This is a genomic window from Methylobacterium sp. E-005 (assembly GCF_022829725.1).
GTDB lineage: Bacteria > Pseudomonadota > Alphaproteobacteria > Rhizobiales > Beijerinckiaceae > Methylobacterium.
The window spans coordinates 146,563-169,255 of sequence record NZ_JAKSYG010000171.1 but is presented as its reverse complement, the minus strand read 5'-3'; the positions used below and the strand labels follow the sequence as shown (position 1 = coordinate 169,255).

Below are 22,693 nucleotides of genomic sequence, written 5' to 3'. Positions count from 1 at the left end.
CAAGCGTCGGCCCGATACCGTTTCCGGCCGGGCGTCCGCCTCGTTTGGCGGTCCGCGCAGTCTCCACGTCACCCGTGTCGGGAAGGCGTGTCGGCGGAGTTCGTGACCGCTTGCCCGGGCATCGGACCGGGAAGGTTCGACGGTTCCTACCGTGGGCCGAGGAACCGATGCAGGATGCGGCCGAGCTGCTCGGCGGAATAGGGCTTGTGCAGCAGATCGAACCCGTGCGTGCCCTCCTGCGCCAGCACGTGGCTGTAGCCGGACGCCAGGACCACTGGCAGGTGCGGCAGCCGCCGCTGCAATGCCTTGGCGAGGTCCACGCCACCCATGCCCGGCATCACCACGTCGGAGAATACCATGTCGAAGCCGTCGCCGTCGGCGCCGAGCCGGTCCAGTGCCTCCTCGGCGTTGGCCGCCCAGGTCGGCCGGTAGCCAAGGTCCTCCAGGATCTGGGTCGCGAATTGGCCGACGCCGACGTTGTCCTCGACCACCAGGATGCGCTGGCCGGTTCCCAGGGGCGCGAGGTCGCCGTCTTGGACGCGGTCGCGGACCAGTCCTTCCTCGGGCTCGACCTCGGGTAGGTAGAGGGTGAAGGTGGTGCCTTCCCCGACCACGCTGGCCACGTCGACGTCGCCGCCCGACTGCTTGGCGAAGCCGAATACCTGAGACAGGCCGAGGCCCGTGCCCTTCCCGACCTCCTTGGTGGTGAAGAACGGCTCGAAGATCCGCCCGATCCGGTCCGGGGGGATGCCGGAGCCGGTATCGGTCAGGGAGACCGCCGCGAACGCCTTCCGCGAGCCGGCATGGCCGCGGATGGCGGGAAGGGCCGCCCCGCATCCCAGCCGCAGGGTGAGCGTTCCCTCCCCGTCCATCGCGTCGCGGGCGTTGACCGCCATGTTGATCAGCGCGGTCTCGAACTGGCTCAGGTCCGCCCGGACGAAGCATGGACCGTGGGGCACCTCCGTCACCACGTGGACGCGCGCGCCGGTGACGGTGTCGAGCATCTCGGCGATCCCGCGCACCTTCCGGCCGACGTCGAACACCTCCGGCTTGAGGGCTTGGCGGCGGGCGAAGTCCAGCAGCTGGCCGGTGAGCTTGGCAGCCCGCTCCACGGTCTCCGAGACCGCGTTGAGGTAGCGGTCCTTGCGCCCCTCCGGCAGGTCGGGCCGGCGCAGGAAGTCCACCGACGAGCGGATGATGGTCAGCAGGTTGTTCAAATCATGCGCGACGCCGCCGGTGAGTTGGCCGACGGCTTCGAGCTTCTGGGATTGGCGAAGCGCCTCCTGCGCATGTTCCAGCTCGGCCTGCCGTTCCCGCGCCACGGTGATGTCCCGCCCGGTCGCGTAGGTCAGGTTCCCGGCCGGGGCGGCGGTCCAGGAGATCCAGCGCGTCGAGCCGTCCTTGTGACGGTATCGGTTCACGATGCGGGGCATCCCTCCCTCGGCCGCCTCGGTGTAGGCCTCGACCGTCCCGGCATGGTCCTCGGGCAGGACGAACTCGTTGACGTGGTGCCCGACCAGTTCGTGCGGCTCGTAGCCGAGCAGATGGGTCCAGGCCGGGTTGACCCTCTGGAACACGCCCTCGAAGTCGATGATCAGCATGAGATCCGGGGCGGTGTCCCACATCAGGTCACGCTCGGTCGTCCGCTCCTCCACCCGCTGCTCAAGGGTCGCGTTCAGGCAGCGCACCTCGTCGAGCGCCCGCCTCAGGTTTTCCTGGCTCTCCTTGAGGGCGGCGTCGGCCAGGACACGCTGGGTGGTCTCGTTGGTGAAGATGAATAGGCCCGCCACCGCGCCGTCGGCGTCGAGCACGCGCGAGTAGGAGAAGGAGAACCACGTCTCCGCTGCCCCGCGGTCGGTGTCGAGCTTCCAGGGCAGGTCCTCGAAACGGCGGCTGCGGCCAGCGAAGGCGTCCTCGATGATCGGCCTGGCCTGTTCCCAGGCGTCAGCCCAGACCCCGTCGAAGCGCTCGCCCGTGGCCCAGGCCAACCGGGGCCCGAGCAGCCTGGAATAGGTATCGTTAAAGAAGAAATGCAGGTCCGGCCCCCAGGCCAGGATCATGCTCTCGGGCGAGTTCAGCACCAGCCCGAGCGCGGTCTTGAACGCGGGCGACCACGTCTCAGGCGGACCGAGGGGATGGCCCGACCAATCGCGCTCGCGGATCAGGCGCGCCGCCTCGCCGCCCCCGGCGAGGAACGCCGTTGCGCAGTTCACCACCTTACGCCCCGCAGGACTCGGTTCGGGCCTCGGAAGGGGAGCTCCGGCCTGGGCTCCATGCGTCGGTGACGAGAGGGGGGGCGGACATGCGGACGTTCGGCCTCGGGTTCCAAGAGGTGCAGAGCGGTTTCGCGCTGCGAGGCATCAACGCTCGACGACGCGGCTCGGTCCGCAAGGCGTTCCGACCGGACTATCCTTGCCACGACGGCTCGATCCCGGTCGTTCCATCGCGAATGGTTCCGGGCGAGAAGGATGGGCACGCATCGCCTGTCCGGCACACGCGGACGGAACGGGATCGAGCGCCGTCCTCATCTGTCCTGCCGCGGCCGACCCGGGGAAACGCCCTGCACCGCGACAGAGGCGGTGACGCGGTCCGCAAGGTTCATCAGTTCTTGCCGCAGAGCCGACAGTGAGCCGTCCGACAGACCCACCCGGCATACGACGTCCTGCTGCGCCTTCGAGGCTTCCTCCTCCAGTCGACGCCCGGCATCGGTCAGGGCGACCAGCACCACCCGCTGGTCCGAGGTCCTGGCGCGGGCGACGAAGCCTGCGGCCTCCAGCCTGTCGACGAGCGGCGTGATCGCGCTGGGTCCGAGGCGGAGCCGCGCGGCGAGTCCCGACACCGTCATCGCGCCGTCCTGCCAGAGCGCCAGCATCACGAGGTATTGCGGGTAGGTCAGGCCGAGCTCGCCCAGGAGCGGGCGGTAGGCCCGGGTCACCGCGCTCGTCGCGACGTACAGCGCGAAACAAATCTGGTCGTCGAGCCTGAGATCCGGTCGTTTCGGGCACGTCATTTCCGGACTACCCACCCCGTTCGAACGCCTCCTGTCTGGAAGTTTCATGCGTGAATGACAAGGCATACACGGCGTGATAGGCGCGGATCAGGAGAAGGCCCCTGGAAGAGAGACGACCTGAGGTGTGGGTATCCCGCATCCGGACGTCCCGCCCGGGCCGACCGGGGAAACCGTCGGAGCGGGCTCGTGGACACCTTCAGCGCGCAGGACATCGTCGACACGGTGCCGTCGAGCCTGCTGGTGCTCGACATGGACCTCACCGTCCACTCGGCCAACCGCGCCTTCTACCGAACTTTCCAGGCCGAGCCGGAGGCGACCGTCGGGCGCCCCCTGTTCGAGCTCGGCACCGGCCAGTGGGATATCCCCGACCTGCGCCGGCTCCTCGTGGAGGTCGTGCCGCGGGACGGGACGGTCGAGGGCTACGAGGTCGGGCACGACTTCCCCGGCATCGGGGTGAAGTGCATGCGCCTGAACGCCCGCAAGGTCTTCCGGCCCGGCAACGGCATCCCGTTCCTGCTGCTCGCCATCGACGACGTCACCGCCGAGCACGAGGCCCGCGGCGACGCCGAGCGCCAGGACCGTCTCGCCACCAGCATCGTCGACACCGTGCGCGACCCGATGGTCGTGCTGGAAGGCGACATGACCGTCGCGCAGGCGAGCTGCTCCTTCGTGCGCCTGTTCGGCGACGAAGGCGGCGACCTCGTCGGGCGCTCGCTCTACGACCTCGCGCAGGGCAAGTGGAGGGTCGGGCGGTTGCAGGAGCTGCTCGCCCGGGTGGTGCCGGACGACACGGCCCTGGACGGCTTCGAGGTCGAGGACGAGTTCCCGGGGCTGGGCCGGCGCATCTTCAGGCTGAACGCCCGCAAGGTCTTCCGTCCGGGCAACCACGTCACCCGGCTGCTGCTGGTGTTCGAGGACGTGACCGAGGCCCGCCTGCTGGAACGGCACCGCGACCTGCTCGCCGCCGAGCTCGCCCACCGCATCAAGAACTCCTTGCAGATCATCACCTCGTTCGTGTCCTACGAGATCCGCCGGGCGGCCGAGCCGTGCATCGCGGGCTACAAGGCGATGCAGGCGAGGATCGGCGCGGTAGCGGGGCTCTACGACGTGATCTCGCGCTCGGCCTCGCTCGGGCCGGTGCCTGTCGGCCCCTACCTAGAAGGCATCGCGGGGAGCCTGCGCTCAAGCCTGCTCGGGACCGACACCGGCGTCGCCGTCGCGGTCGAGGCGGAGCCGCTCTTCATCGTGTCCGACCACGCGGTGACCATCGGATTGATCGTCAACGAGCTCGCCACGAACGCGGTGAAGTACGCCTTCCCGAACGGCCGCGGCCGCATCCTGCTCGGTTTCGCCCGCCGCGACGGCGACGTCGTCCTGACCGTGGCGGACGACGGCGTCGGCCTAGCGGCGACCTCCGGCAGCAATCCCGCGTCGGGCAAGGGCTCGCGCTTCGTCGAGGCCTTCGTCCGCCAGGTCGGCGGTACCCTCGCCACGGCCTCCGGCAGGACCGGCACGACCTACACGGTCAGGCTGCCGATCTCCATCCTGGCCGAGCCATGATCCTCGGGGGGCACGGACTTCCGTGATGGAACGGGCCATGCCACGGTACGAAACCCTTCGCATCCCTCGTAGAATTCTTCGCCCATGACACGCCCGGAGCCGTCCCCGACCGACGACCCGCTGCGGCTTGAGGCCCTGCGGGGCTACGGCATCCTCGATACCGTGCCGGAGGAGGGCTTCGACGACCTCGTGCATCTCGCAGCCAGGGCGTGCGCCGTTCCCGTGGCGCTGGTCAGCCTCGTCGACCACGACCGCCAGTGGTTCAAGGCGCGGGTCGGCTTCTCGCCCTGCGAGACCGACCTCGACGGCTCCGTCTGCCGGTTCGTGCTCGCCGAGCCGGACATCCTGCAGATCCCTGACTTGACCGCCGACCCGCGCACCCGCGACAACCCGCTGGTGACCGGCGAGCCGTTCATCCGGTTCTACGCCGGCGCCCCCCTGCGCACACCGAAAGGGCAGGTCCTCGGCAGCCTGTGCGTGATCGACAGGGTGCCACGGCCGGAAGGGCTGACCGACGACCAGGCCGACGACCTGCGCCGCCTCGCCCGCCAGGTCATGGCCCAGTTGGAGCTGCGCCGGGCGATCCGGGGCCGCGAGACCCACATCCGCGAACGCGACGCCGCGTTCCGGGCGCGCGATGCGCTGCGCGACACCCAGGCGTCCATCGCCGCTATCGACGGCGACCTCGACACCATCCTCGATGCCCTGCTCGACGGCGCGATGCGGGCGGTGCCGGCCGCGGAGGGCGGCGTCCTGGAGCTCATCGACGGCGACGCCCTCGAATACCGCGTGGTGCGCGGTAGCCTGCTGGGACAGCGCGGGCTGCGCGTGCCCCTCGAAGGCAGCAGCGCCGGCCGGGTCGCCCGGACGAACGCCCCGTTCCTGATGGCCGACGCGACGAGCGACCCGTACGTCAAGCGCGACCTCGTGGAGCGGCTCGGCCTGCGCTCGGCGGTGCTGGCGCCGCTCGCGCGCGGCGGCACGGTGCTCGGCGTCCTGAAGCTGCAGTCGGCCAAGCCGGACGCCTTCACCGCGCGCGACCTGGAGCAGGCCGTGCTGTTCGCCGGCGTCGCCACCGCCGGCCTGACCGCCGTGGACGAGGCGCGGGGCCGCGAGGCGGTTCACGCCACCGACCTGTACTGGCGCGGCCTGTTCGATCGCCTGAGCGAGGGCTTCCTCGTCGGAGATGTGGTCCGCGACGCGGGCGGCCGGGTCGTCGACTGGCGCTACGTCGAGGTCAACCCCGCCTGGGGCGGGCTGGTCGGAGTCGATCCGGCGACGGTCGTGGGCCGGACGCTCCGCGAGGTCATCCCGGACGTCGAGGAGGAGTGGGTCCGCGAGTTCGCCGACGTGGTCGAGACCGGCCGGCCGGCGGCGTTCACCCGCCAGGTCGGCACGATCCGCCGCTGGTACGAGGGCCGGGCGTTCAAGCTCGACGACCGGCGCTTCGGGGTGATCTTCCTGGAGGTGACGGCCCGCATCGAGGCCGAGGCCCGCCGGACCGCGCTCCTCGCGCTCGGCGATCGCCTGCGCGACCTCGCGACCGTACCGGAGATGACCTCCGCCGCCGCCGAGATCGTCGGTCGGACCCTCGGGGCGACCCGAGCCGGGTTCGGGCGCATCGACGCGGAGATGGAAACCGTCGAGATCGAGCTGGACTGGACCATGCCGGGCATGGTGAGCCTCGCGGGGCTGCATCGCTTCGCCGATTACGGGGACCTGAGGGGCAGCCTGCTCGACGACGTGGCGCTCGTGATCGAGGACGTGACCACCGACCCGCGCACCCGCGCCGATCCGAGCCCGTTGCTGGCCATCGACGTCCGCGCCCTCGTCAACATGCCCGTGCGCGAGCGCGGGCGCACCGTCGCGGTGTTCATCGCCCACGACGCGCAGGCGCGGACCTGGACGTCCGACGAGTTGGCGTTCCTGCGCAACGTCGCCGACCGGTTGGAGGTCGGGGTGGCCCGTGTGCGCGCCGAGGATCTCCAGGGCGTGCTCAACAAGGAGCTGGCCCACCGGCTCAAGAACACGCTCGCGGTGGTCCAATCCATCGCCCAGCAGACCCTGCGCGGGGTGAGCGAGCGCGACAAGGTCGACGCGTTCGAGCGTCGGCTGCTGGCCCTGTCGCGAGCCCACGACGTGCTGCTGCGGAAGAGTTGGGAGGCCGCCCGCCTGCGTGCGGTCATGGAAGGGGTCCTCATGCTGCAGGCCGACCTCGACCGCTTCGCCTTCGACGGGGCCGACATGGACATCAGCCCCGAGGCGGCGCTGTCCCTGTCCCTGCTGCTGCACGAGTTGGCGACCAACGCCCTGAAGTACGGCGCGCTCTCGGTCGGCGCCGGGACGGTCCGGATTGCGTGGCGCACCGAGGTCGGCCAGGCGCCGGCACTGGTGCTCGATTGGTCGGAGTTGGGTGGCCCCGCCGCGACCGCACCTTCGGGGCGCGGCGGGTTCGGCACCAAGCTGATCCGCATGGGCCTCGTCGGAACCCGCGAGGCCGAACTCCGCTTCGGCTCCGAAGGCCTGCGCGCGAAGTTCCGCGCGCCCCTGGCCGACATCCAGATCCAGGTGCATTGAGTTGCCGATGACCGAGGACAACCCTACCGGCCAAACCTTGGTGCTCGTCGTCGAGGACGACCCGATCCTGATGCTATCGCTGGTCGGCTACGTCGAGGACGCGGGCTGCGATGCGGTCGAGGCAACCAGCGTGGCCGAGGCAATCCGGCTGCTGGAGACCCGCTCGGACATCCGCACGGTGTTCACGGACCTCGACATGCGCGGCTCCACGGCCGGGATGAAGCTCGCGCTCGCCATCCGCGACCGCTGGCCGCCCATCGAGCTCCTGATGGTGTCGTCCCAACCCTGGGACGCCGCGCAGATTCCCGCTCGCGGCGTAGTGCTGGGCAAGCCGTTCGACGGACGCAGGATCGTAGCGGCCATCCAGAGGTTCGCCGCCTGAGCGCCTCGGGTCGATGGCCGACGCCGGCCGCGCCCCGATACCGAGACCCGGCCGGATGGTTGAAGCCTACGCGGTGCCGTTGCCGCCCGTCGCGCCGTAGACCTCGCCGGTGACGTAGCTCGCCTCCTGGCTCGCCAGGAACACATAGATCGGCGCGAGCTCCACCGGCTGGCCTGGACGGCCCAGCGGCACCTCGGACCCGAACTTCTCGACCGCCTCCTGCGGCTGGCCGCCGGACGGTTGCAGGGCCGTCCAGAAGGGCCCCGGCGCAACGGCGTTCACCCGGATGCCCTTGGCGACCTGTTGCTTGGCCAACGCCTTCGAGAAGGCGACGATGCCGGCCTTCGTTGTGGCGTAGTCGACGAGGATCTGCGGCGGGTTGTAGGCCACGACCGAGGCCGTGTTGATGATCGACGCGCCCGCTGGCATGTGCGGCAGCGCGGCCTTGGTGATCCAGAACATCGCGTAGAGGTTGGTCTTCAGCGTCCGGTCGAATTGCTCGTCCGTGATATCGCCGATGTCCTTCTGGTTGGTCTGCTTGCCGGCGTTGTTGACCAGGATGTCCAGCCCGCCCAGATCGGCGACGACCTTTTTCACGAGCATGTCGCAGAACGCCTCGTCGGTGATGTCGCCCGGCAGCAGGACGGCCTTGCGCCCTTCCGCCTCGATCAGCTTGGCGACCTCCCAGGCGTCGGGCATCTCGTCCTCGACGAAGCTGAGCGCCACGTCGGCACCCTCGCGGGCGAAAGCGATGGCGGCGGCTCGGCCGATGCCGGAATCGGCGCCGGTCACCAACGCCTTCCGTCCGGTGAGGCGTCCGTGCCCCTTGTAGCTGGTCTCACCGTGGTCCGGCTTCGGGTCCATCGCTCCGGCGAGGCCCGGCGCTTCCTGGGGTTGGCGCTTGAACGGCGGCTGCGGGTACTGCGTGCGCGGGTCCTGCATCGCGAGGCGCTGATCGGAGGCGTCGGTCATGGAGTTATCCTGTAGCGGGGGGGAAGCTTGGCTCGATCGGGCGCGCTGCGCTTCGAACGCGTCCGTCCCGGGTCAGCGCCAATCCCCGTCTCCTCCCTGGGTTCCAGTCGAGGGACGCGGGCGGCCGTGGCATGTCCCGGGTGCAGGCGGTGCGGATGCCGACGACGTCGACCGTTCGGGATGGATGCGTGCTCACCCTCGCGAGACGGCAAGCCATCCCGGTTCGGTGAATGACACCGCCTCGAATTTCACGGGTCGTACCAGGGGCTCACGCTGACGGTCGCCGCCTTTCCGCGAGTACCCGGTCAGCGGTGCGCAACGCGACCGCTTGGATCGTAAGCGATGGATTCACGCCGCCGACCGTCGGGAAGACCGAGCCGTCGCAGACGTACAGGTTCGGGATGTCCCAGGACCGACAATCGGCGTCGACCACGGAGGTGCGTGGGTCGGCGCCCATGCGAGCCGTGCCGTTGAGATGGCATGTGTCGTCGGCCTGGTCCCAGACCTCGCGGCCACCCGCGGCCGACAGGGCCTCGCGCATGAACCTGAGGGCGTGCCGGTTAAGCGCCCTGTCGTTGTCGCACCACGAATAGGTGACGCGAGCCACCGGCAGCCCGTACTGGTCCTTCACGTCCGAGAGCGTCACCCGGTTGCGCTCCTGGGGCATGTACTCGGAGACGACCTTGAGCCCAGCGACGTGGTTGTAGCGCTGCATCTCGGACATCAGCGCCTCACCCCACAGGCCGTGCGCGGAGGCCTGGGTGTTGGCCCAGAGCTGTGGCAGGGGCCCTTGGCTCATGTAGGAATAGCCGCCGAAGAAGTCCTTGGCGAAGGGGCCATAGCCCTTGTCGTCGTAGTTCCAGTGCTCGCTGATGGCGAGCGAGGGCGGTCCCTTGTAGCTGCGGATCTCCTCGTCGAAGACGCCCCAGACCGCTTGGTTGCCCTGGACCATCAGGTTCTTGCCGACGAGGCCCGTGGAGTTGGCGAGCCCGTCCGGGAACTCCTGGTTCGCTGAGTTCAGGAGCAGGCGCGGCGTCTCGATGGCGTATCCCGCCACCACGACATTCTTCGCCCGCTGGAAGCGCCAACGCCCCTCGCGGAAGTAGTGGACGCCCGTCGCCCGGCCGTTCCTCGTCTCGATGCGCCCGACCATTGCGAGGTCGCGGATCTCGGCGCCGGCCTTCAGGGCACGGGGCAGGTAGCTCACGAGCACGCTCTGCTTGGCGTTGGTGGAGCAGCCCAGGGTGCAGAAGCCGCGGTAGACGCATGGCGGCGCATCGCCGTGCGGGGCCGAGACCGTGGCGAGCGGCGTCGGCGTCCAACTGACGCCCATCGCTTCGGCGCCCCGTGCCAGCACCTTGGCGGCCGCGTTGATCTCGTGCGCGCGCCGGTGATACCGGCGCCGGTGCGGCCCCCAAGGATAGTTGACCGGGCCGGAGATCTTCAGGTCGTCCTCGACCTGATCGTAGTAGCGCCACATCTCCCGCCAATCGATCGGCCAGTCGGCGCCGTAGCCCATCAGGGTGCGCGCCTTGAACCATTCCGGCCGGAAGCGCAGGGCCACCATGGCGTAGTGCACGGTCGAGCCACCCACGGCCTTGCCGGAATTGTTCGAGCCCATCTGCAGCGGGTTCTCGCCGTCGACGATGCGCTCGTCGGTCCAGTACAATTTGGACTGATGGCTCTCATCGGAGGCGAAGTCCTCCAGCGGACGGAAATACGGGCCGGCATCGAAGGCCACCACCGACAGGCCGCCTTCGGCGAGCCGGCAGGCCAGGGTACCGCCGCCCGCCCCGGTGCCGACGATGGCGAAATCGACCTCCTCCTCGTCACGGTGCTGGCGCATCGGCACCCACTCGCCGATCCGCATGACGTTCGGCGCCCGGCCATCGCGGGCGCGGGGATGGTGCTCCGGGTCGTCGCTGGGCGTGACGTACCTGGGGTTGTCGGCGGCGTTGCCGAGGCCGGGGATGCGCATCGACTTAGGTATCCTTATCGGCCGACCCGAAGGTTCTCTTCGTAGGCCTCGTCCTCGCGGCCGGGCTTGGCCTCGGCGGCCTCCCAGGGGTCGCGGCGGTCGAAGTCCATGCGGACGTAGCCCCGCGGGCTCGCCGGGCCGCCCCAGCCGATCTCGTTCCAGGCGGTCGGGTGGGCGTAGTAGGCCTTCACGACGTCGGCCAGGATGCGCTGGTGGAAGAACAGCTTGGAGGGCATGTCCGCCCAGGCGGCGTCGGTGAGTTCGCCGTTCTCGGCGAGCTTAAGCAGTTCATCCTGCGCCCAGGCACCGAGTTCGTGGAAGCGGGCGCCGAACCGTGCCCGCGCCTCCGCGTCGAGGGCCTGCAACCCTCGGCGCCACGCCTCGCGCTCCTCCGGCATCGCGGCGTTGCGGTAGCCGTCGCGGGTATCGGTCGCGAGTTTGTGGTCGACGAGGGCGGCCACTGGCACCGGATCCCCCCGGTCGGCGGGTTGCGGCACGATCCGCTCAGCCAGCGCCGTTATCGTCGACCATTCGGCCTCGTCGAAGAAGCGACGCGTCTCGGGGCCGATCGCCAGCCGTTCTTCCAGGACCTCGCGGGTCTTGGCATTCCAGGACGGGCCGTCGCGCTTCGCGAGCACGTCGTAGCCCGGATAAAGGTCCAGTCTCGGACGCATGATGTTCTTTCGGGTCAGAAGCGGAAGCGGTCGCGTTCGATGAGTTCGAGGGCGGCAAGACCGCCGAGCGCGACACCGGAGAAGGAGGGTGGGGCCGGCAGCGGCGGCCCGTCGATCAGGTTCTGCCGCCAGTTGTCCCAGCCGCCCATCATCCGGGCGACCCCGTAGGCGTGGAACGCGACCCCGCCGATGCCCATGGCGGACACCGCCCACATTCCCCACTTGGCGCCCACCTGGCTCGCCCCTTCCGGCTTGGCCGCGGCGCGCACGAGCAGCGCGGCGGCGAGTGGCGGGAGGGTGACGGGGACGAACATCGCCGGGTTCTGGAAGGCGCCGCGGAAGTGCAGCAGCCCCGCCTCCAGGGTCGTGCCCGCCAGCATGCCGGCGGTGGCGACCGCCAACGCCCGCCCGGCCGGCAAGCCGGCGAGCCGGGGCTCGCCGGGATCGGCATCGCGGACGCGCTCGGCGACGACGCCGAGGATGCCGGCCAGCGTCAACGCCATCGGCGCGCCGATGGGGGCGGAATAGAACAGGTTCTGGAAGGAGTAGCCGCCCTCGCGCTTGCCGACGTTGTAGGCGTGGAAGCCGAAGCCGATCAGTCCGGTGAGGCCGGCGAGCGCCTGCACCCCGTGCCGGACGCGGGAGCTGCCGGGGTCGGTGTCGCCCGCCCCGTGCAGGGACGCCGCCAGGGTGACGCTGGACACGATGATGGGGGTGTACATCGCCCGGTTGAAGAACTGGCCGCGGTAATGCTCCAGGCCGGAATCGAACAGCACCGAGGCGGCCAGCATCGTGGAGGCGTGGTTGAGGCGCTGGGCGGCGCTCGCGGTCACCGCGCGCCCACGCGGGCTGAAGCGACGACCCGCCGTGGCCGATCCGAGGCGCTTGGAACGTCCGGCCGCGAACCATGTCAGGAGACCGGCCCCGGCCGCGGCGGCGACGAGGACGACCACCGGGTGCACGGTCGCTTCGGCCCTCACCGGGGCGACGCGCCGCTTTATCCCCGGGGCGTGATGGCGCTCCGGCGGGCGGGCGCCGTGATCAGACGGCATAGGCATCGGCATCCCTTTTCTTGAGGGTGAGGCCATGGCCCGGCCTGGTCGGATCGGGGGTGATCGCGCCGTCGCGGGGCACTGGCGCCCCATCGAACAGCATCCGCTCGATGCGGACGTGGTCGTGGAACCATTCCAGGTGCCGGAACCGCGGCGCCGAAACCGCCACGGGCAGGTGCAGGACGGGTGCGCAGTGGCCGGACAGGTCGATATGCGCCGCCTCGCAGAGGGCCGCGACCTTCAGGAAGCCGCTGTATCCGCCGCAGCGGGTCACGTCCGCCTGCGCGACGTCGACCGCGCCGGCAGCGAGCAGGCCGTGCAGGTCGTCCAGGGTGTAGACGTATTCACCCGCCGCGATCTCCATGCCGGCGGGCGCCATCGCGCGGACGGAGGCCATGCCGGCGGGATCGTCGCTCGTCACTGGCTCCTCGAACCACGCCACGCCGAACTCCTCGGCCGCCCGCGCGACCGCGACGGCGTGCTTCGGGGTGAAGGCGCCGTTGGCATCGATGAACAGGTGGGCGTCGCCGATGGCCGACTTCGCCGACGCCATGCGTGCCGGATCACGCTCCGGTCGGCTGCCGACCTTCATCTTCGCCGCCCGGCAGCCGTCCCGCTCGACGAAAGCGGCGAGCTGATCGTATAGTTGCCGGTCGTCGTAGCTCGTGAAGCCGCCGCTGCCATAGATCTCGACGGCGTCCCGTGCCCGACCGAACAGGCTTGCAAGCAGCGTGTCGAGGAGGCGAGCCTTGAGGTCCCAGAGCGCGGTGTCGAGTGCCGAGATCGCGGTCGCCGCAAGCCCGGAGCGACCGAGGTTGCGCACCGCGCCCCATAGCACCGCGTTCGCCCGTGGGACGTCGAACGCAGGGATACCCGTGAGACGCGGTGCCAGCGTCGCCTCGATCAGGCGCGCGACGCTAGCATCGGCGTAGCTGTATACGAGGCCGGTCTCACCACCGGCCTCGACGTGGACGACGACGAGGGTCGTCCTGTCCCAACTGAGCGTCCCGTCCGCCTCGGGCGCGTCGGTGGGTACGGTGTAGGCCCGTGCCCGCACCGCCCCGATCTTCGGATCGTCACGCATGCCGCGGAAGCCGTCCTACTTGCTGCCGGGCAGGACGGAACTCAGCACCTGACGCGCGGTGTCGACCAGGAGATGACGCTCCTTCGGGTCGCCCTTGCCGAGCATCGACATGAAGTTCTGCACCTGCTGGAACGTGAAGAACGGCGGCAGCGGCGGCACCTCGGGGTCGGTCTTGACCTCCAGCACCACCGGCACCGGGCTCGCCAGCGCCTCGTCCCAGGCCGGACCGACCTTGGCGGGGTCATCGACGTAGATGCCCTTCAGGCCGATCAGCTCGGCGAACTTGTGGTAGGGCACGTTCGGGATGGTCTGGCTCGCCTCGAACTTCGGGTTGCCTTCCATCACCCGCTGTTCCCAGGTGACCTGGTTCAGATCCTCGTTGTTGAACACGCAGCAGATCCAGGTCTTGTTCGACCAGCGGTGCATGTACTTCGAGACCGTGATCAACTCGGCCATATTGTTCATCTGCATGGCCCCGTCGCCAACCAGCGCGATCACCGGACGGTCGGGATGGGCAACCTTGGCGGCGATGGCGTAGGGGACCGCGGCACCCATGGACGCGAGGCCGCCTGAGAGCGAGCACATCTGGCCACGGCGCATCTTCAGGTCGCGGGCGAACCAGTTGGCGCAGGAGCCGGAATCCGATGTGATGATCGCCCGCTCGGGCATGCGGGGCGACAGTTCCCATGTGACGCGCTGCGGGTTGACCGGGTTGGCCTTCGCCATCGCCCGGTCCTCGGCCTCCTTCCACCAGGAGACCATCCCCTTCTCAATGCCGGTGCGCCAGGAGCCGCCCTCCTTCTTCTGCTCCAGCAGCGGCAGCAGGGCCCGCAGGGTCTCGGCGGACTCGCCGCACAGCGGCACCTCCATCGGGTACCGGAGTGAGAGCATCTCCGGGGAGATGTCGATTTGTACCCCGCGGGCCTGCCCCTCCTTCGGCAAGAACTCTGCCCAGGGGAAGCCAGAGCCGATCATGAAAAGGGTATCGCAATCCTCCATCATGTCCGACGACGGCTTGGACCCGAGCAGGCCGATGGTGCCGGTGACGAAGGGCAGGTCGTCGGGCAGCGCAGCCTTGCCGAGCAGCGCCTTGGCGACGCCGGCCTGGAGCTTGTTGGCGACAGCGATGACCTCGTCGGTGGCATGCAGCGCACCGGCGCCGACCAGGATCGCGACCTTCTTGCCTGCGTTCAGCACGTCGGCGGCGCGGCGCAGGTCGGCATCGAATGGCACGACCTTCGGGGCCGTGTAGCCGACGCCGGAGAACGTGTTGCCGTGCTTGCGCACCGGCGCCTCGTAGGGGACGTCCTGCAGGTCGTTGGGCAGGATGATCGCGGAGACCTTCCGCTCGGCCTTGGCGATGCGCATGGCGCGATCAACGATGTGGCGGACCTGCGCGGGCGAGGAGGCCTGCTGCACGTAGGCCGCCACGTCCTTGTAGACGCTCGTGAGGTCGAACTCCTGTTGATAGTGCGCGCCGTTGACGTTGCGCGCCTGCTGGCCGGCGATGGCCAACACCGGCACGTGGTCGAGATGGGCGTCGTACATGCCGGTGAGCAGGTGCGTCGCGCCGGGGCCGGAGGTGGCGAGGCACACGCCGACCTCGCCGGTGAACTTGGCGTAGGCCGCGGCCATGAACGCGGCCATCTCCTCGTGCCGGACCTGGATGAACTCGAACGGCAGGTCGTTGCGCTGCAGAGCCCCAAGCAGGCCGTTGATGCCGTCGCCGGGATAGCCGAAGATCTTCTTCACCCCCCACTCGGCCAGGCGTTTCCAGAAGAAGTCGGCGACGGCTTCGGCCATGTGAAATCCTCGGGGAAGGGTAGCGATGACGCCCGTCGTGCGAACGTACGTCGGAGGAGGCGGGATCGAGCCGACGTGTTCCATTGGGCGCCGTCCTTCGCTCGGGGCCAACACGACATCCGGTGCCCGGTTCCTGCCGTCGTCCAGCGCGGTCTAACGATACCGTGATGTCGCCTCAGTCGGCAGGATCGGCCAGGTCGAGGGCGTAGAGATGCTGTTTCGAGGTGACGAACAACCGTCGCTCGCCGGGAGAGAAGCAGAGGTTGGAGCACGCCTGCGGCGTCGGGATCAGGCCGAGGCGGTGCCCCTCGGCGGAGAAGACCTGGACCCCTGCCTCGGAACTCGTCCAGATCCAGCCGCGGCGGTCGACGCGAAAGCCGTCCGGCACGCCAGGCTCGAGCTCGGCGAACACCCGTCGTTCGCCCAGGGTCAGGTCGTCCAGCACCGGATAGGCGTAGATCGTGTGCCCGTCGCCGCCCTCGGTTCGAGAGGTGTCGCTGACGTACAGGGTGCGCCCGTCCGGCGCGAAGGCTAGCCCGTTCGGTTGGCCGAGGTCCGCCATGCGCCGCGCCGCACCGGTGGTCGGATCGACGCGGTAGACGCTGTGGTGGCCGAGGTCGGACTCCGCCAGCGTCCCCTGCCTGGGCAGGCGGAGGCCGTAGGACGGATCGGTGAACCACAGGGCGCCGTCGGCGGCGCAGACCACGTCGTTCGGGGCGTTGAAGCGACGTCCCTCGTAGGTCTCGACCAGGGCTTCGTAGCGCCCGTCCGGGGACGTGCGTGACAGGCGGCGGTTGCCATGCTCGCAATGGATCAGGTTGCCGTCCCGGTCGACCGTGTTGCCGTTGGTGAACGGCGTGGCATCGATGACGACCCGCACGCAGCCGTCGGCGTGCCAGCCGAGCACTCGGCGCCCCTCGACGTCCGACCAGACCAGGATGTCCCGTGCGGGCCACCAGGTCGGACCCTCGCCAAAGATCGCTTGGTCGTAGAGCGAGACGAGGCGGGCATGGTGGGGCACTACCTCAGTGAAGCGCGGGTCGGACGCCCGGGGTGGATCGACGTGGGGGACGGGCTCGGGCGGACCGGTTCGACGCAGCAGGTCCGACGCGGGTTCAGCGTTCATGATCCCTCCCTGATCGAGATCTTGAGGCACCCAAGTGAGGAATGTCTCGGATGGCTAATTCCGTCGGGTCGATGTCGTTCTCCCGCCACCCCGGCTTACTAGTCGGGTACGATCTAAAGAACGCGGGCTCGTCGAAGGTCATGAGTCAAGGAGAACGCCGACCTGTTCGATATCGACCGCACCCGGCCCCTTAGGGGCAAGGTTACTGTCGGCGCGCGTACCCGATGGTCGAACGCAATCGCGAACCTCGTCGTCGGCGCGGCATGGATGACCATTTTGGAGACGGGCGCACAGGTGATCGCAAGCCCGACCACAGAATATCGTTCGGTAGTGTATCCTCCTACAAACGGCTGATCGCAGCTGGTAGCAGTTGCTTACGGGACGTTGTCAAAGCCATGTGAATGATCGGGATGGGCGCATCACCGTCATAGCAACGGCCCAAATTACGTCTGCTTTCGGGAACAGCACGGTCGCGCGTGAACGACTGCGTTGGGTCGCAACCAGCCCGTCTGCTTAGGCTGGCCTCACCTCATAGGTATTGACTTGGGTGTCTTCTCGCCTCGCCGGCATTGGCCGGCGAGGAGATAAACGATGGGACACTCCGCATACGATCCGGTCACGAAAGGGCGGCCGGCCTGGAACGCCGGTCGCAAGCTCGGCGCCAAGCGCGCCCTCAAACCTCAGCAGGTTTGGGCCATCCGGTTCTGGCTCGACCGCGAACGGCGCGTGCGCGACCGTGCGATGTTCGACCTCGCCATCGACAGCAAGCTGCGCGGCTGCGACATCGTCAAGCTCAAGATCGGCGATCTCGTCAGCGGTGGTCGCGTCCGTAGCCGGGCCATCGTCGTTCAGCGCAAGACCGGTCGGCCGGTACAGTTCGAACTGCTGGAACCTGCCCGCACCAGCATCCTGGCATGGCTGGAGGCCCGGGGTGGAACGCTTGACGACTATGCCTTCCCGAGCAGGCTCGACGGCGTCACGCACATCAGCACCCGGCAGTATGCACGCCTGGTCGACGAGTGGGTTGCAGGCATCGGGCTGCGAAGCGAGGACTACGGGACCCATTCCCTGCGTCGCACGAAGGCGTCATTGATTTACAAGCGGACCGGCAACCTGCGTGCCGTCCAGATTCTGCTCGGCCATACGAAGATCGAGAGCACGGTCAGGTACCTTGGTGTGGACGTCGAGGATGCTCTGACCCTGGCCGAGGGTACTGAGATTTGAGCGTTTGGCCCCTCGGCTACGGTGTCGAGGGGCTTCCAAACCAGCCCAGCTGCAAAGCGCCCATCTCGGCCACTCAGGCCTGTCCCGACTGGCACCCCGAAGCTGACTTTCCTTGCCGCGGGGCGATCATCCGAGAAGGATAGGGAGCCGAAATTAGAAAGGCGAGAAGCGGACATGGGCTGCTGTGCATCCGGGCATTCGCATAACGGCGACGCTACGGAGCCCGGGCGGACGCAGCAACCCGGTCTGTCATCTCACCACCGATATGAGAAGTTGCCCTTGACCGCGTGGTCGTGGGCCCGCTCGCCGACCTGACCGGTGTAGTTCAGCCCCAGCGTCTCGTTGGCCGCCACCTGCACGTCCAGCCCGGCCGAGGCTACCACCGCGTCCCGCTCGATCGGCACCACCGCGGTGAGGAACGCCTGGCCGCCCCCGCCGAATGCCAGCAGCGCCTGCGGGACAACGTCCCCGAGCGCACGTCGGTAGCCGATCAGGCCCCGCGCCACCACCGGCAGATCGGTCCCGAACAGCGCAGACAGCACCGCCTGCCCCTGCAGGCCAACTGTGGCCGGCTGCACGTCTTAGTCCCGCCCGTACACCGTCAGTGCCGAGACGCCGCCGGTCTCGGTGAACCCTTCGCGCCGGATGCTGATCGCCGCCCCGCCCGCGAACGGCTCGACGTAGCCCTGCGCGAAGCCGCCGTCTCCACCGACCGCAAGGAGCGGCGGGCGCAGGCCAAGCCCGGCGGGGCCAAGCCGGGCCACGAGGGCCATAGCCGGGCGATCAGCGGCGATCCCGACACGGTCGTCGACCATCGCCCTCACCGCAGCTCGTGCTGCGGCGGTCCATTGCACGGCGACCTGCCCGCCGAAGGCGTCAGCATCGCCGAGCGGATCGAGTTGCCCGCCGTAGCGCTGGTGGTGACGCGGCATCGGCGGCTGGCAGTGCGCTGCCCGTCCTGCGGGGTTCGCGTCGCCGCGCCGGTGCCGGAGGCGGCGCGGGGCACGCCCTTCGGCCTGCGGCTGCACGCGGTGGCGACCTACCTCAAGACCTTTCAGGCGCACTCCTACGAGTGCCTGCAGGCGGCGCTGTCCGGCCTGTTCGGCCTGACGCTCAGCCAGGGCGGGCTGATGAACCTGCTCCGCCGGCGCGCAAGCCCGCTTCCGGCCCGGCCGCGAGGCCGCCATTACGACGCTGCGCCGGGCCAAGGTCGTCGCCTCGGACGAGACCGGCGTTCGGACCGAGGGCAGCAACACCTACCACTGGGTGTTCCGCTCTGGCGAGGCGGTGGTCCATCGCGCGTCTCCGATGCGCGGGGCCGTCGTGGTGCGGGAGACGATGGATGGCCACCGCCCGGCGGTGTGGATCTCGGACCGCTACATAGCCCAGCAGGGACAAGCTGTCCGCCACCAGACCTGCCTCGCCCATCTCGCCCGCGACGTCGCCTACGCCGTCGCGGTCAGCACCGATCTGGTGCCGCTGCGCCTGCAGCTCTGGCTGCAGTCCGTGTTCGCCTTGGCTGCGGTTCGCTACGCCTTCATCGTGACGGACTAACACGATCTGTTCCTTGCCGGTCTACGTACCCGTGCGGTTGCCCGACCTGCTCGCGCGTATGGCACGCAACACCAGACTGGAGGATGAGCTTGCGCGCGGCGATCCGGGGTCCGCGACGAAAGGCTAGGTCGAAGCGACAGCAGACGAGCCATCGCTTCGCCACTGGAGGACATCAAGATCATCCCCTATAAACACACGAGAAGGATAAAGAAATTTGTGTATTTCAACTGCCATATTTAACTTAAATCCCAATAATAAACAAAAAAATCGGTCTATAAGTACACTGGCTACTGGTCGTACCTCCCTTTTGGTTCAGTCCTGCAACATATTACACAAGTTTGATCGACTTTAGATCTACAGATGACGCAGATTAATCTATTTTAAAATCTTAATTTTCGTCATGAAAGGCCACTTGAGCATTTGGATCGCCTTATCGAGTTCGATGATATTGACGGCGCGCGGCTGACGTTTCGTGCCGTAGCGGCCGGTCATGCCGCTGTCGGCGTGGCCCATCAGCGCCTTCTTCACCTCGTCGCCGTAGCCCGCGCCGGCCAGCCGATCCTGGAAGGCATGGCGGAATCCGTAGAGGCTCGTTCCCGCCGTCGTGATGCCGACATCCGCGCGGCTGAACGATGCCCAGAAGGAAGAGAAGTATCCGGAGACCCGCGTCACATCGTTGCCCTGCGCCCGCATCTCCGACCACAGGAACGGGTGTCCATCCCGTCGCGTCGCCGCGACGAGATCCGACAAGCCGAGGTCGAGCAACTCGCGTCGGATCGGCACGTAGCGGCGCCGCGCCAGCGTCTTGACCCGGCGGTCGCCCGCGTTCGTCACCACGAAGCAGAGGATGTCCGGCGCGTCCGGATGCGGCAGCACGGTGTCGGGCCCGAGCTGCAGGATCTCGGACGAGATCATCCCGTGCAGGCAGGCGATCAGCGGCAGCCAGAACTGCAACTCGCCGCAGGCCTTGGCGCGGGTGAAGCGGTGGCCGGCGGTGAAGACCGGGTGGGCGAAGATCGCTGCCAGATCGGCTTCGGCGTAGGGCTCCCGCTGTCCCTCGTCCTCCGGGACTTCGAGAAAGATGTCGCCGCCCAGCGCCGTCTCGACCCAGCCCGCGTTCAGGGCCGTACCCATCAACGAGGTGATGAACCCGACCTTCTTGTTGATCGTCGCGGTCTTGTAACCGTGGTCGCCGCCCCCGAGGTGGTCGCGGAAGGCGAGCACGTGCCGACGGCGGATCGCGCCGATGTCGCTCACGTCCGCGTGGCGTTCGAACGCGGCGATGGTCTGGTCCATCTCGCGCAGGTACTCCGGCCGGACCTGCTTCCTGGCCTTGGTGCGGTTCTCGATCCACTTCGCCCGGCAAGTCGCCAGCGTCTTCCCGGTAGGCGTTCCGATCTCGGGTCTGGCGGTGATCGACTTGGGTTCGGCTTTTCGATCGCCCTGCTCGGCCGGACCAGACGCACGGCTCTCCCGCCAAGGGCCGGCGATGGTGTCGGGATGAGGCTGATCCAGACCGCCGCGGCGGGCTTCGCGTAGGTGGAACGCGTCGAGGTAGGTGAGCTCGGCCCCGAGGCAGGCGGCCATGAACCGCTCGTGCTCCGGCGCCGTCCGACTGAGGCTGATGCCGAGCCGGCGGACGTGGCTCTGGACGAAGGCAAGGCGCGTGCTCGCGTATTCCGCCACGGTCATCGACCGCAGTTCGCGCCCGCGAGCGATGTGTTCGATGACGGTCGCCTGGTCGCGCCGCGGGAGGGTCGTCGCATCTGGGTCGGACGCCAAGGCGCCGCCGACCACGTTCCGGAGACGTGCCCGCCAATCCTGCTCGGCGAGGCTCGCGCCGAACCACGTCGCCAGCGCCTGCCAGTCGGGCCATGTCCAATCCTCGGTGCCGAGCCGCACCGGCCCACCGAGCAGGACGGACAGCCCCTTGGCCCGGCGAGCTTCGGCGAAGCGCCGATCCCATAGCCGGTCGAGGTCGAGCGCCGCGGCGCGAGCCAAACGCTGATCGCGCGTGCCGAGCGACTTCTGCACCCGGGCGAACGGGAAGGCAGCGCGCAGGTCCTCGGGCACCCGGCGCACGTACTGGCACACGCCGTTGCGAGTGGTGAGATGGTTGGAGACGCCCAATTCGTCGGCCATGTTATGCACGATGTTATGCATCCGGCCACGGTGCAAGCGGGCCGAAGGGCGTGCAAACGTTGACGAACAAGGACTTGAAGCAGCCCTACGGGCAGATGGCGCGCCCTACGGGAATCGAACCCGTGTTTTCGCCGTGAAAGGGCGACATCTGACACATGCCGACACTCCCTGGGACGCCCTGGTACCCGTTGCATTTCAATAGCTTATACCATTACGTACCTTTGCGTTCCAGCTCGTTTCGTGGCATTGTCAGCAACGATTTCGACAACGAAAAGGATCGACGATGCCGCGCCGCCGCAGCGTCCTCGCAAGCCGCACGAGCCGATCCGATCTGCCACCCTCGGACGCGCCGGAGTGGGAGCTGATCAGCCCCGGCCTCCGACTGGGCTACCGGCGCGGGCGTGGCACGAGAGGGCAGGGGGGATCATGGCTCGCAGCTTCCCGCTCGGCCGACGGCAAGCGCGTTCAGACAAAGCTCGGAAGGGCGGACGATCTGTCCGCCGCGGACGGGACCAGCATCCTCACGCATGAGCAGGCGAGGGAAGCGGCTCGGGCCTGGGTGAAGTCGCTGCGCGCCGCGCCGGACGCACAGCCGGCCCTGACGGTAGCCGACGCGCTGGAGCGCTACCTTGAAGCGCGCTCGGCGGAAGGAATGAAGGCGATCTATGACGCCCGGTCACGGGCGCGCGTTCACATCCTCCCTAAATTCGGACCGCTGCGCGTGACGGATCTGACGCTCGACAAGCTGCGACGCTGGCGCGACGCGATGGTGACAGCGCCGAAGCGGCTGAGGACCGGCCGACACGCCGCGAAGGCCAACACCCAGGATGTGGACGTTTCGGACCCGGAGGCGCTCCGCCGCCGCCGCGACACGGCCAATCGCACGCTCACGCTACTCAAGGCCGCGCTGAACTGGGCCTATCAGCATCAGCTCGTCGAGAGCGACCGTGCGTGGCGCCTGCTCAAGCCGTTCCGGGACACGGGAGCGGCCCGGGTTCGCTTCCTCAACGCAGCGGAGCAGCGGCGGCTGCTGAACACTGCGCAGGGTGCCCTGCGGGACCTAGTTGCGGCGGCACTAATTACTGGAGCCCGCTTCGGCGAGCTGGCCGCCCTTACGGTCCGCGATTTCGACAGCGCGAACGGCACCGTATTCATCGAGCGGAGCAAGAATGGCCGGGCTCGCCACATCCCCCTGACTGCCGGCGGCTCGGCGCTCTTCGAACGGTTGGCAATCGGGCGGGATCCTCGCGCGCCGCTGCTGCGCGGCGAGAGCGGCGAGGCTTGGAAGCCCGCGCAGTATCAGCGGGCGTTCAAAGCGGCGCTAGAGCGAGCGAAGCTTGAGAGCATCACCCTGCACGAGCTGCGGCACTCCTACGCGAGCGCGATGGTGCGGAACGGCGCGCCGCTGATCGTCGTCGCGGAGGCGCTCGGTCATTCTGGCACCCGGATGGCCGAGAAGCACTACGCCCACTTGGCGCCGTCCTTCGTCGCCGACACGATCCGCCGAACGGCGCCTAATTTAGCGATTCCAGCCTAAAGAATGCAGTAGTCAATT

The 22,693-nt window shown here is 68.6% G+C and carries 16 protein-coding genes and 1 pseudogene; 6 read left to right on the top strand and 11 right to left on the bottom strand.

Annotation, left to right across the window (positions count from 1 at the left end; all coding sequences use genetic code 11):
- Window positions 1-146 precede the first annotated feature (146 nt).
- On the bottom strand, window positions 147-2,213 hold the full coding sequence (locus MKK88_RS18865) for a PAS domain-containing sensor histidine kinase (RefSeq protein WP_244002410.1): 2,067 nt from the start codon (window positions 2,211-2,213) through the stop codon (window positions 147-149).
- A 311-nt stretch (window positions 2,214-2,524) separates the two neighbouring features.
- The gene (locus MKK88_RS18860; RefSeq protein ID WP_244002376.1) at window positions 2,525-2,935 is read right to left on the bottom strand and encodes a MarR family winged helix-turn-helix transcriptional regulator; all 411 of its coding nucleotides are present in this window, start codon (window positions 2,933-2,935) and stop codon (window positions 2,525-2,527) included.
- A 261-nt stretch (window positions 2,936-3,196) separates the two neighbouring features.
- On the opposite strand from MKK88_RS18860, the gene MKK88_RS18855 reads away from it, so the two are divergent.
- The 3 genes from MKK88_RS18855 (at window position 3,197) to MKK88_RS18845 (ending at window position 7,529) form a co-directional block, all read left to right on the top strand.
- Window positions 3,197-4,570: a sensor histidine kinase gene (locus tag MKK88_RS18855; protein WP_244002374.1), complete on the top strand. Its 1,374-nt coding sequence runs from the start codon at window positions 3,197-3,199 to the stop codon at window positions 4,568-4,570.
- Window positions 4,571-4,654: 84 nt separating this feature from the next.
- The gene (locus MKK88_RS18850; protein ID WP_244002372.1) at window positions 4,655-7,147 is read left to right on the top strand and encodes a GAF domain-containing protein; all 2,493 of its coding nucleotides are present in this window, start codon (window positions 4,655-4,657) and stop codon (window positions 7,145-7,147) included.
- 7 nt (window positions 7,148-7,154) lie between these two features.
- A complete protein-coding gene (locus MKK88_RS18845; RefSeq protein WP_243985997.1) occupies window positions 7,155-7,529 on the top strand; it encodes a response regulator in 375 nt (124 codons plus the stop codon).
- 66 nt (window positions 7,530-7,595) lie between these two features.
- On the opposite strand, the gene MKK88_RS18840 is transcribed toward MKK88_RS18845, so the two are convergent.
- The 7 genes from MKK88_RS18840 to MKK88_RS18810 form a co-directional block, all read right to left on the bottom strand.
- Window positions 7,596-8,501 (bottom strand): SDR family oxidoreductase, encoded by a 906-nt coding sequence (locus tag MKK88_RS18840; RefSeq protein ID WP_244002370.1) that lies wholly within the window; start codon window positions 8,499-8,501, stop codon window positions 7,596-7,598.
- A 268-nt stretch (window positions 8,502-8,769) separates the two neighbouring features.
- Window positions 8,770-10,479, bottom strand: coding sequence for a GMC family oxidoreductase (locus tag MKK88_RS18835; protein WP_243985995.1), 1,710 nt, complete (start codon window positions 10,477-10,479; stop codon window positions 8,770-8,772).
- Between the two features lie 14 nt (window positions 10,480-10,493).
- A complete protein-coding gene (locus tag MKK88_RS18830) occupies window positions 10,494-11,153 on the bottom strand; it encodes a gluconate 2-dehydrogenase subunit 3 family protein (protein WP_244002368.1) in 660 nt (219 codons plus the stop codon).
- A 14-nt stretch (window positions 11,154-11,167) separates the two neighbouring features.
- Complete coding sequence (locus MKK88_RS18825; protein ID WP_313902329.1) at window positions 11,168-12,205, bottom strand: hypothetical protein; 1,038 nt, start codon at window positions 12,203-12,205, stop codon at window positions 11,168-11,170.
- Window positions 12,195-13,289, bottom strand: coding sequence for an enolase C-terminal domain-like protein (locus MKK88_RS18820; RefSeq protein WP_244002364.1), 1,095 nt, complete (start codon window positions 13,287-13,289; stop codon window positions 12,195-12,197). The genes MKK88_RS18825 and MKK88_RS18820 overlap by 11 nt, the downstream gene beginning before the upstream one ends.
- 15 nt (window positions 13,290-13,304) lie before the next feature.
- Window positions 13,305-15,092 (bottom strand): thiamine pyrophosphate-requiring protein, encoded by a 1,788-nt coding sequence (locus MKK88_RS18815; protein ID WP_243985989.1) that lies wholly within the window; start codon window positions 15,090-15,092, stop codon window positions 13,305-13,307.
- Window positions 15,093-15,267: 175 nt separating this feature from the next.
- Window positions 15,268-16,218 carry an SMP-30/gluconolactonase/LRE family protein gene (locus MKK88_RS18810; RefSeq protein WP_244002362.1) on the bottom strand — a complete coding sequence of 317 codons (951 nt, stop codon included), beginning with the start codon at window positions 16,216-16,218 and terminating at the stop codon, window positions 15,268-15,270.
- Between the two features lie 591 nt (window positions 16,219-16,809).
- Here MKK88_RS18810 and MKK88_RS18805 point away from each other — a divergent pair.
- On the top strand, window positions 16,810-17,442 hold the full coding sequence (locus tag MKK88_RS18805) for a tyrosine-type recombinase/integrase (RefSeq protein ID WP_244002360.1): 633 nt from the start codon (window positions 16,810-16,812) through the stop codon (window positions 17,440-17,442).
- 254 nt (window positions 17,443-17,696) lie between these two features.
- On the opposite strand, the gene MKK88_RS18800 is transcribed toward MKK88_RS18805, so the two are convergent.
- Entirely contained in the window at window positions 17,697-18,020 is a 324-nt protein-coding gene (locus tag MKK88_RS18800) for an autotransporter domain-containing protein (RefSeq protein WP_244002408.1), read from the bottom strand.
- A 126-nt stretch (window positions 18,021-18,146) separates the two neighbouring features.
- On the opposite strand from MKK88_RS18800, the pseudogene MKK88_RS18795 reads away from it, so the two are divergent.
- Window positions 18,147-18,963: pseudogene (locus tag MKK88_RS18795) on the top strand (transposase); the annotation flags it as partial.
- Between the two features lie 408 nt (window positions 18,964-19,371).
- Here the strand turns inward: MKK88_RS18795 and MKK88_RS18790 are convergent.
- The gene (locus MKK88_RS18790; RefSeq protein WP_244002358.1) at window positions 19,372-21,138 is read right to left on the bottom strand and encodes a DUF6538 domain-containing protein; all 1,767 of its coding nucleotides are present in this window, start codon (window positions 21,136-21,138) and stop codon (window positions 19,372-19,374) included.
- Window positions 21,139-21,421: 283 nt separating this feature from the next.
- Here MKK88_RS18790 and MKK88_RS18785 point away from each other — a divergent pair, with 283 nt between their 5' ends.
- The gene (locus MKK88_RS18785; protein WP_244002356.1) at window positions 21,422-22,675 is read left to right on the top strand and encodes a tyrosine-type recombinase/integrase; all 1,254 of its coding nucleotides are present in this window, start codon (window positions 21,422-21,424) and stop codon (window positions 22,673-22,675) included.
- Window positions 22,676-22,693 lie beyond the last annotated feature (18 nt).

Coding starts and splice junctions, on each gene's coding strand:
- MKK88_RS18835 (WP_243985995.1), bottom strand. CDS start 10,479: ATGCGCATCCCCGGCCTCGGCAACGCCGCCGACAACCCCAGGTACGTC.
- MKK88_RS18850 (WP_244002372.1), top strand. CDS start 4,655: ATGACACGCCCGGAGCCGTCCCCGACCGACGACCCGCTGCGGCTTGAG.
- MKK88_RS18845 (WP_243985997.1), top strand. CDS start 7,155: ATGACCGAGGACAACCCTACCGGCCAAACCTTGGTGCTCGTCGTCGAG.
- MKK88_RS18815 (WP_243985989.1), bottom strand. CDS start 15,092: ATGGCCGAAGCCGTCGCCGACTTCTTCTGGAAACGCCTGGCCGAGTGG.
- MKK88_RS18840 (WP_244002370.1), bottom strand. CDS start 8,501: ATGACCGACGCCTCCGATCAGCGCCTCGCGATGCAGGACCCGCGCACG.
- MKK88_RS18810 (WP_244002362.1), bottom strand. CDS start 16,218: ATGAACGCTGAACCCGCGTCGGACCTGCTGCGTCGAACCGGTCCGCCC.
- MKK88_RS18805 (WP_244002360.1), top strand. CDS start 16,810: ATGGGACACTCCGCATACGATCCGGTCACGAAAGGGCGGCCGGCCTGG.
- MKK88_RS18825 (WP_313902329.1), bottom strand. CDS start 12,205: ATGCCGTCTGATCACGGCGCCCGCCCGCCGGAGCGCCATCACGCCCCG.
- MKK88_RS18830 (WP_244002368.1), bottom strand. CDS start 11,153: ATGCGTCCGAGACTGGACCTTTATCCGGGCTACGACGTGCTCGCGAAG.
- MKK88_RS18785 (WP_244002356.1), top strand. CDS start 21,422: ATGCCGCGCCGCCGCAGCGTCCTCGCAAGCCGCACGAGCCGATCCGAT.
- MKK88_RS18820 (WP_244002364.1), bottom strand. CDS start 13,289: ATGCGTGACGATCCGAAGATCGGGGCGGTGCGGGCACGGGCCTACACC.
- MKK88_RS18790 (WP_244002358.1), bottom strand. CDS start 21,138: ATGGCCGACGAATTGGGCGTCTCCAACCATCTCACCACTCGCAACGGC.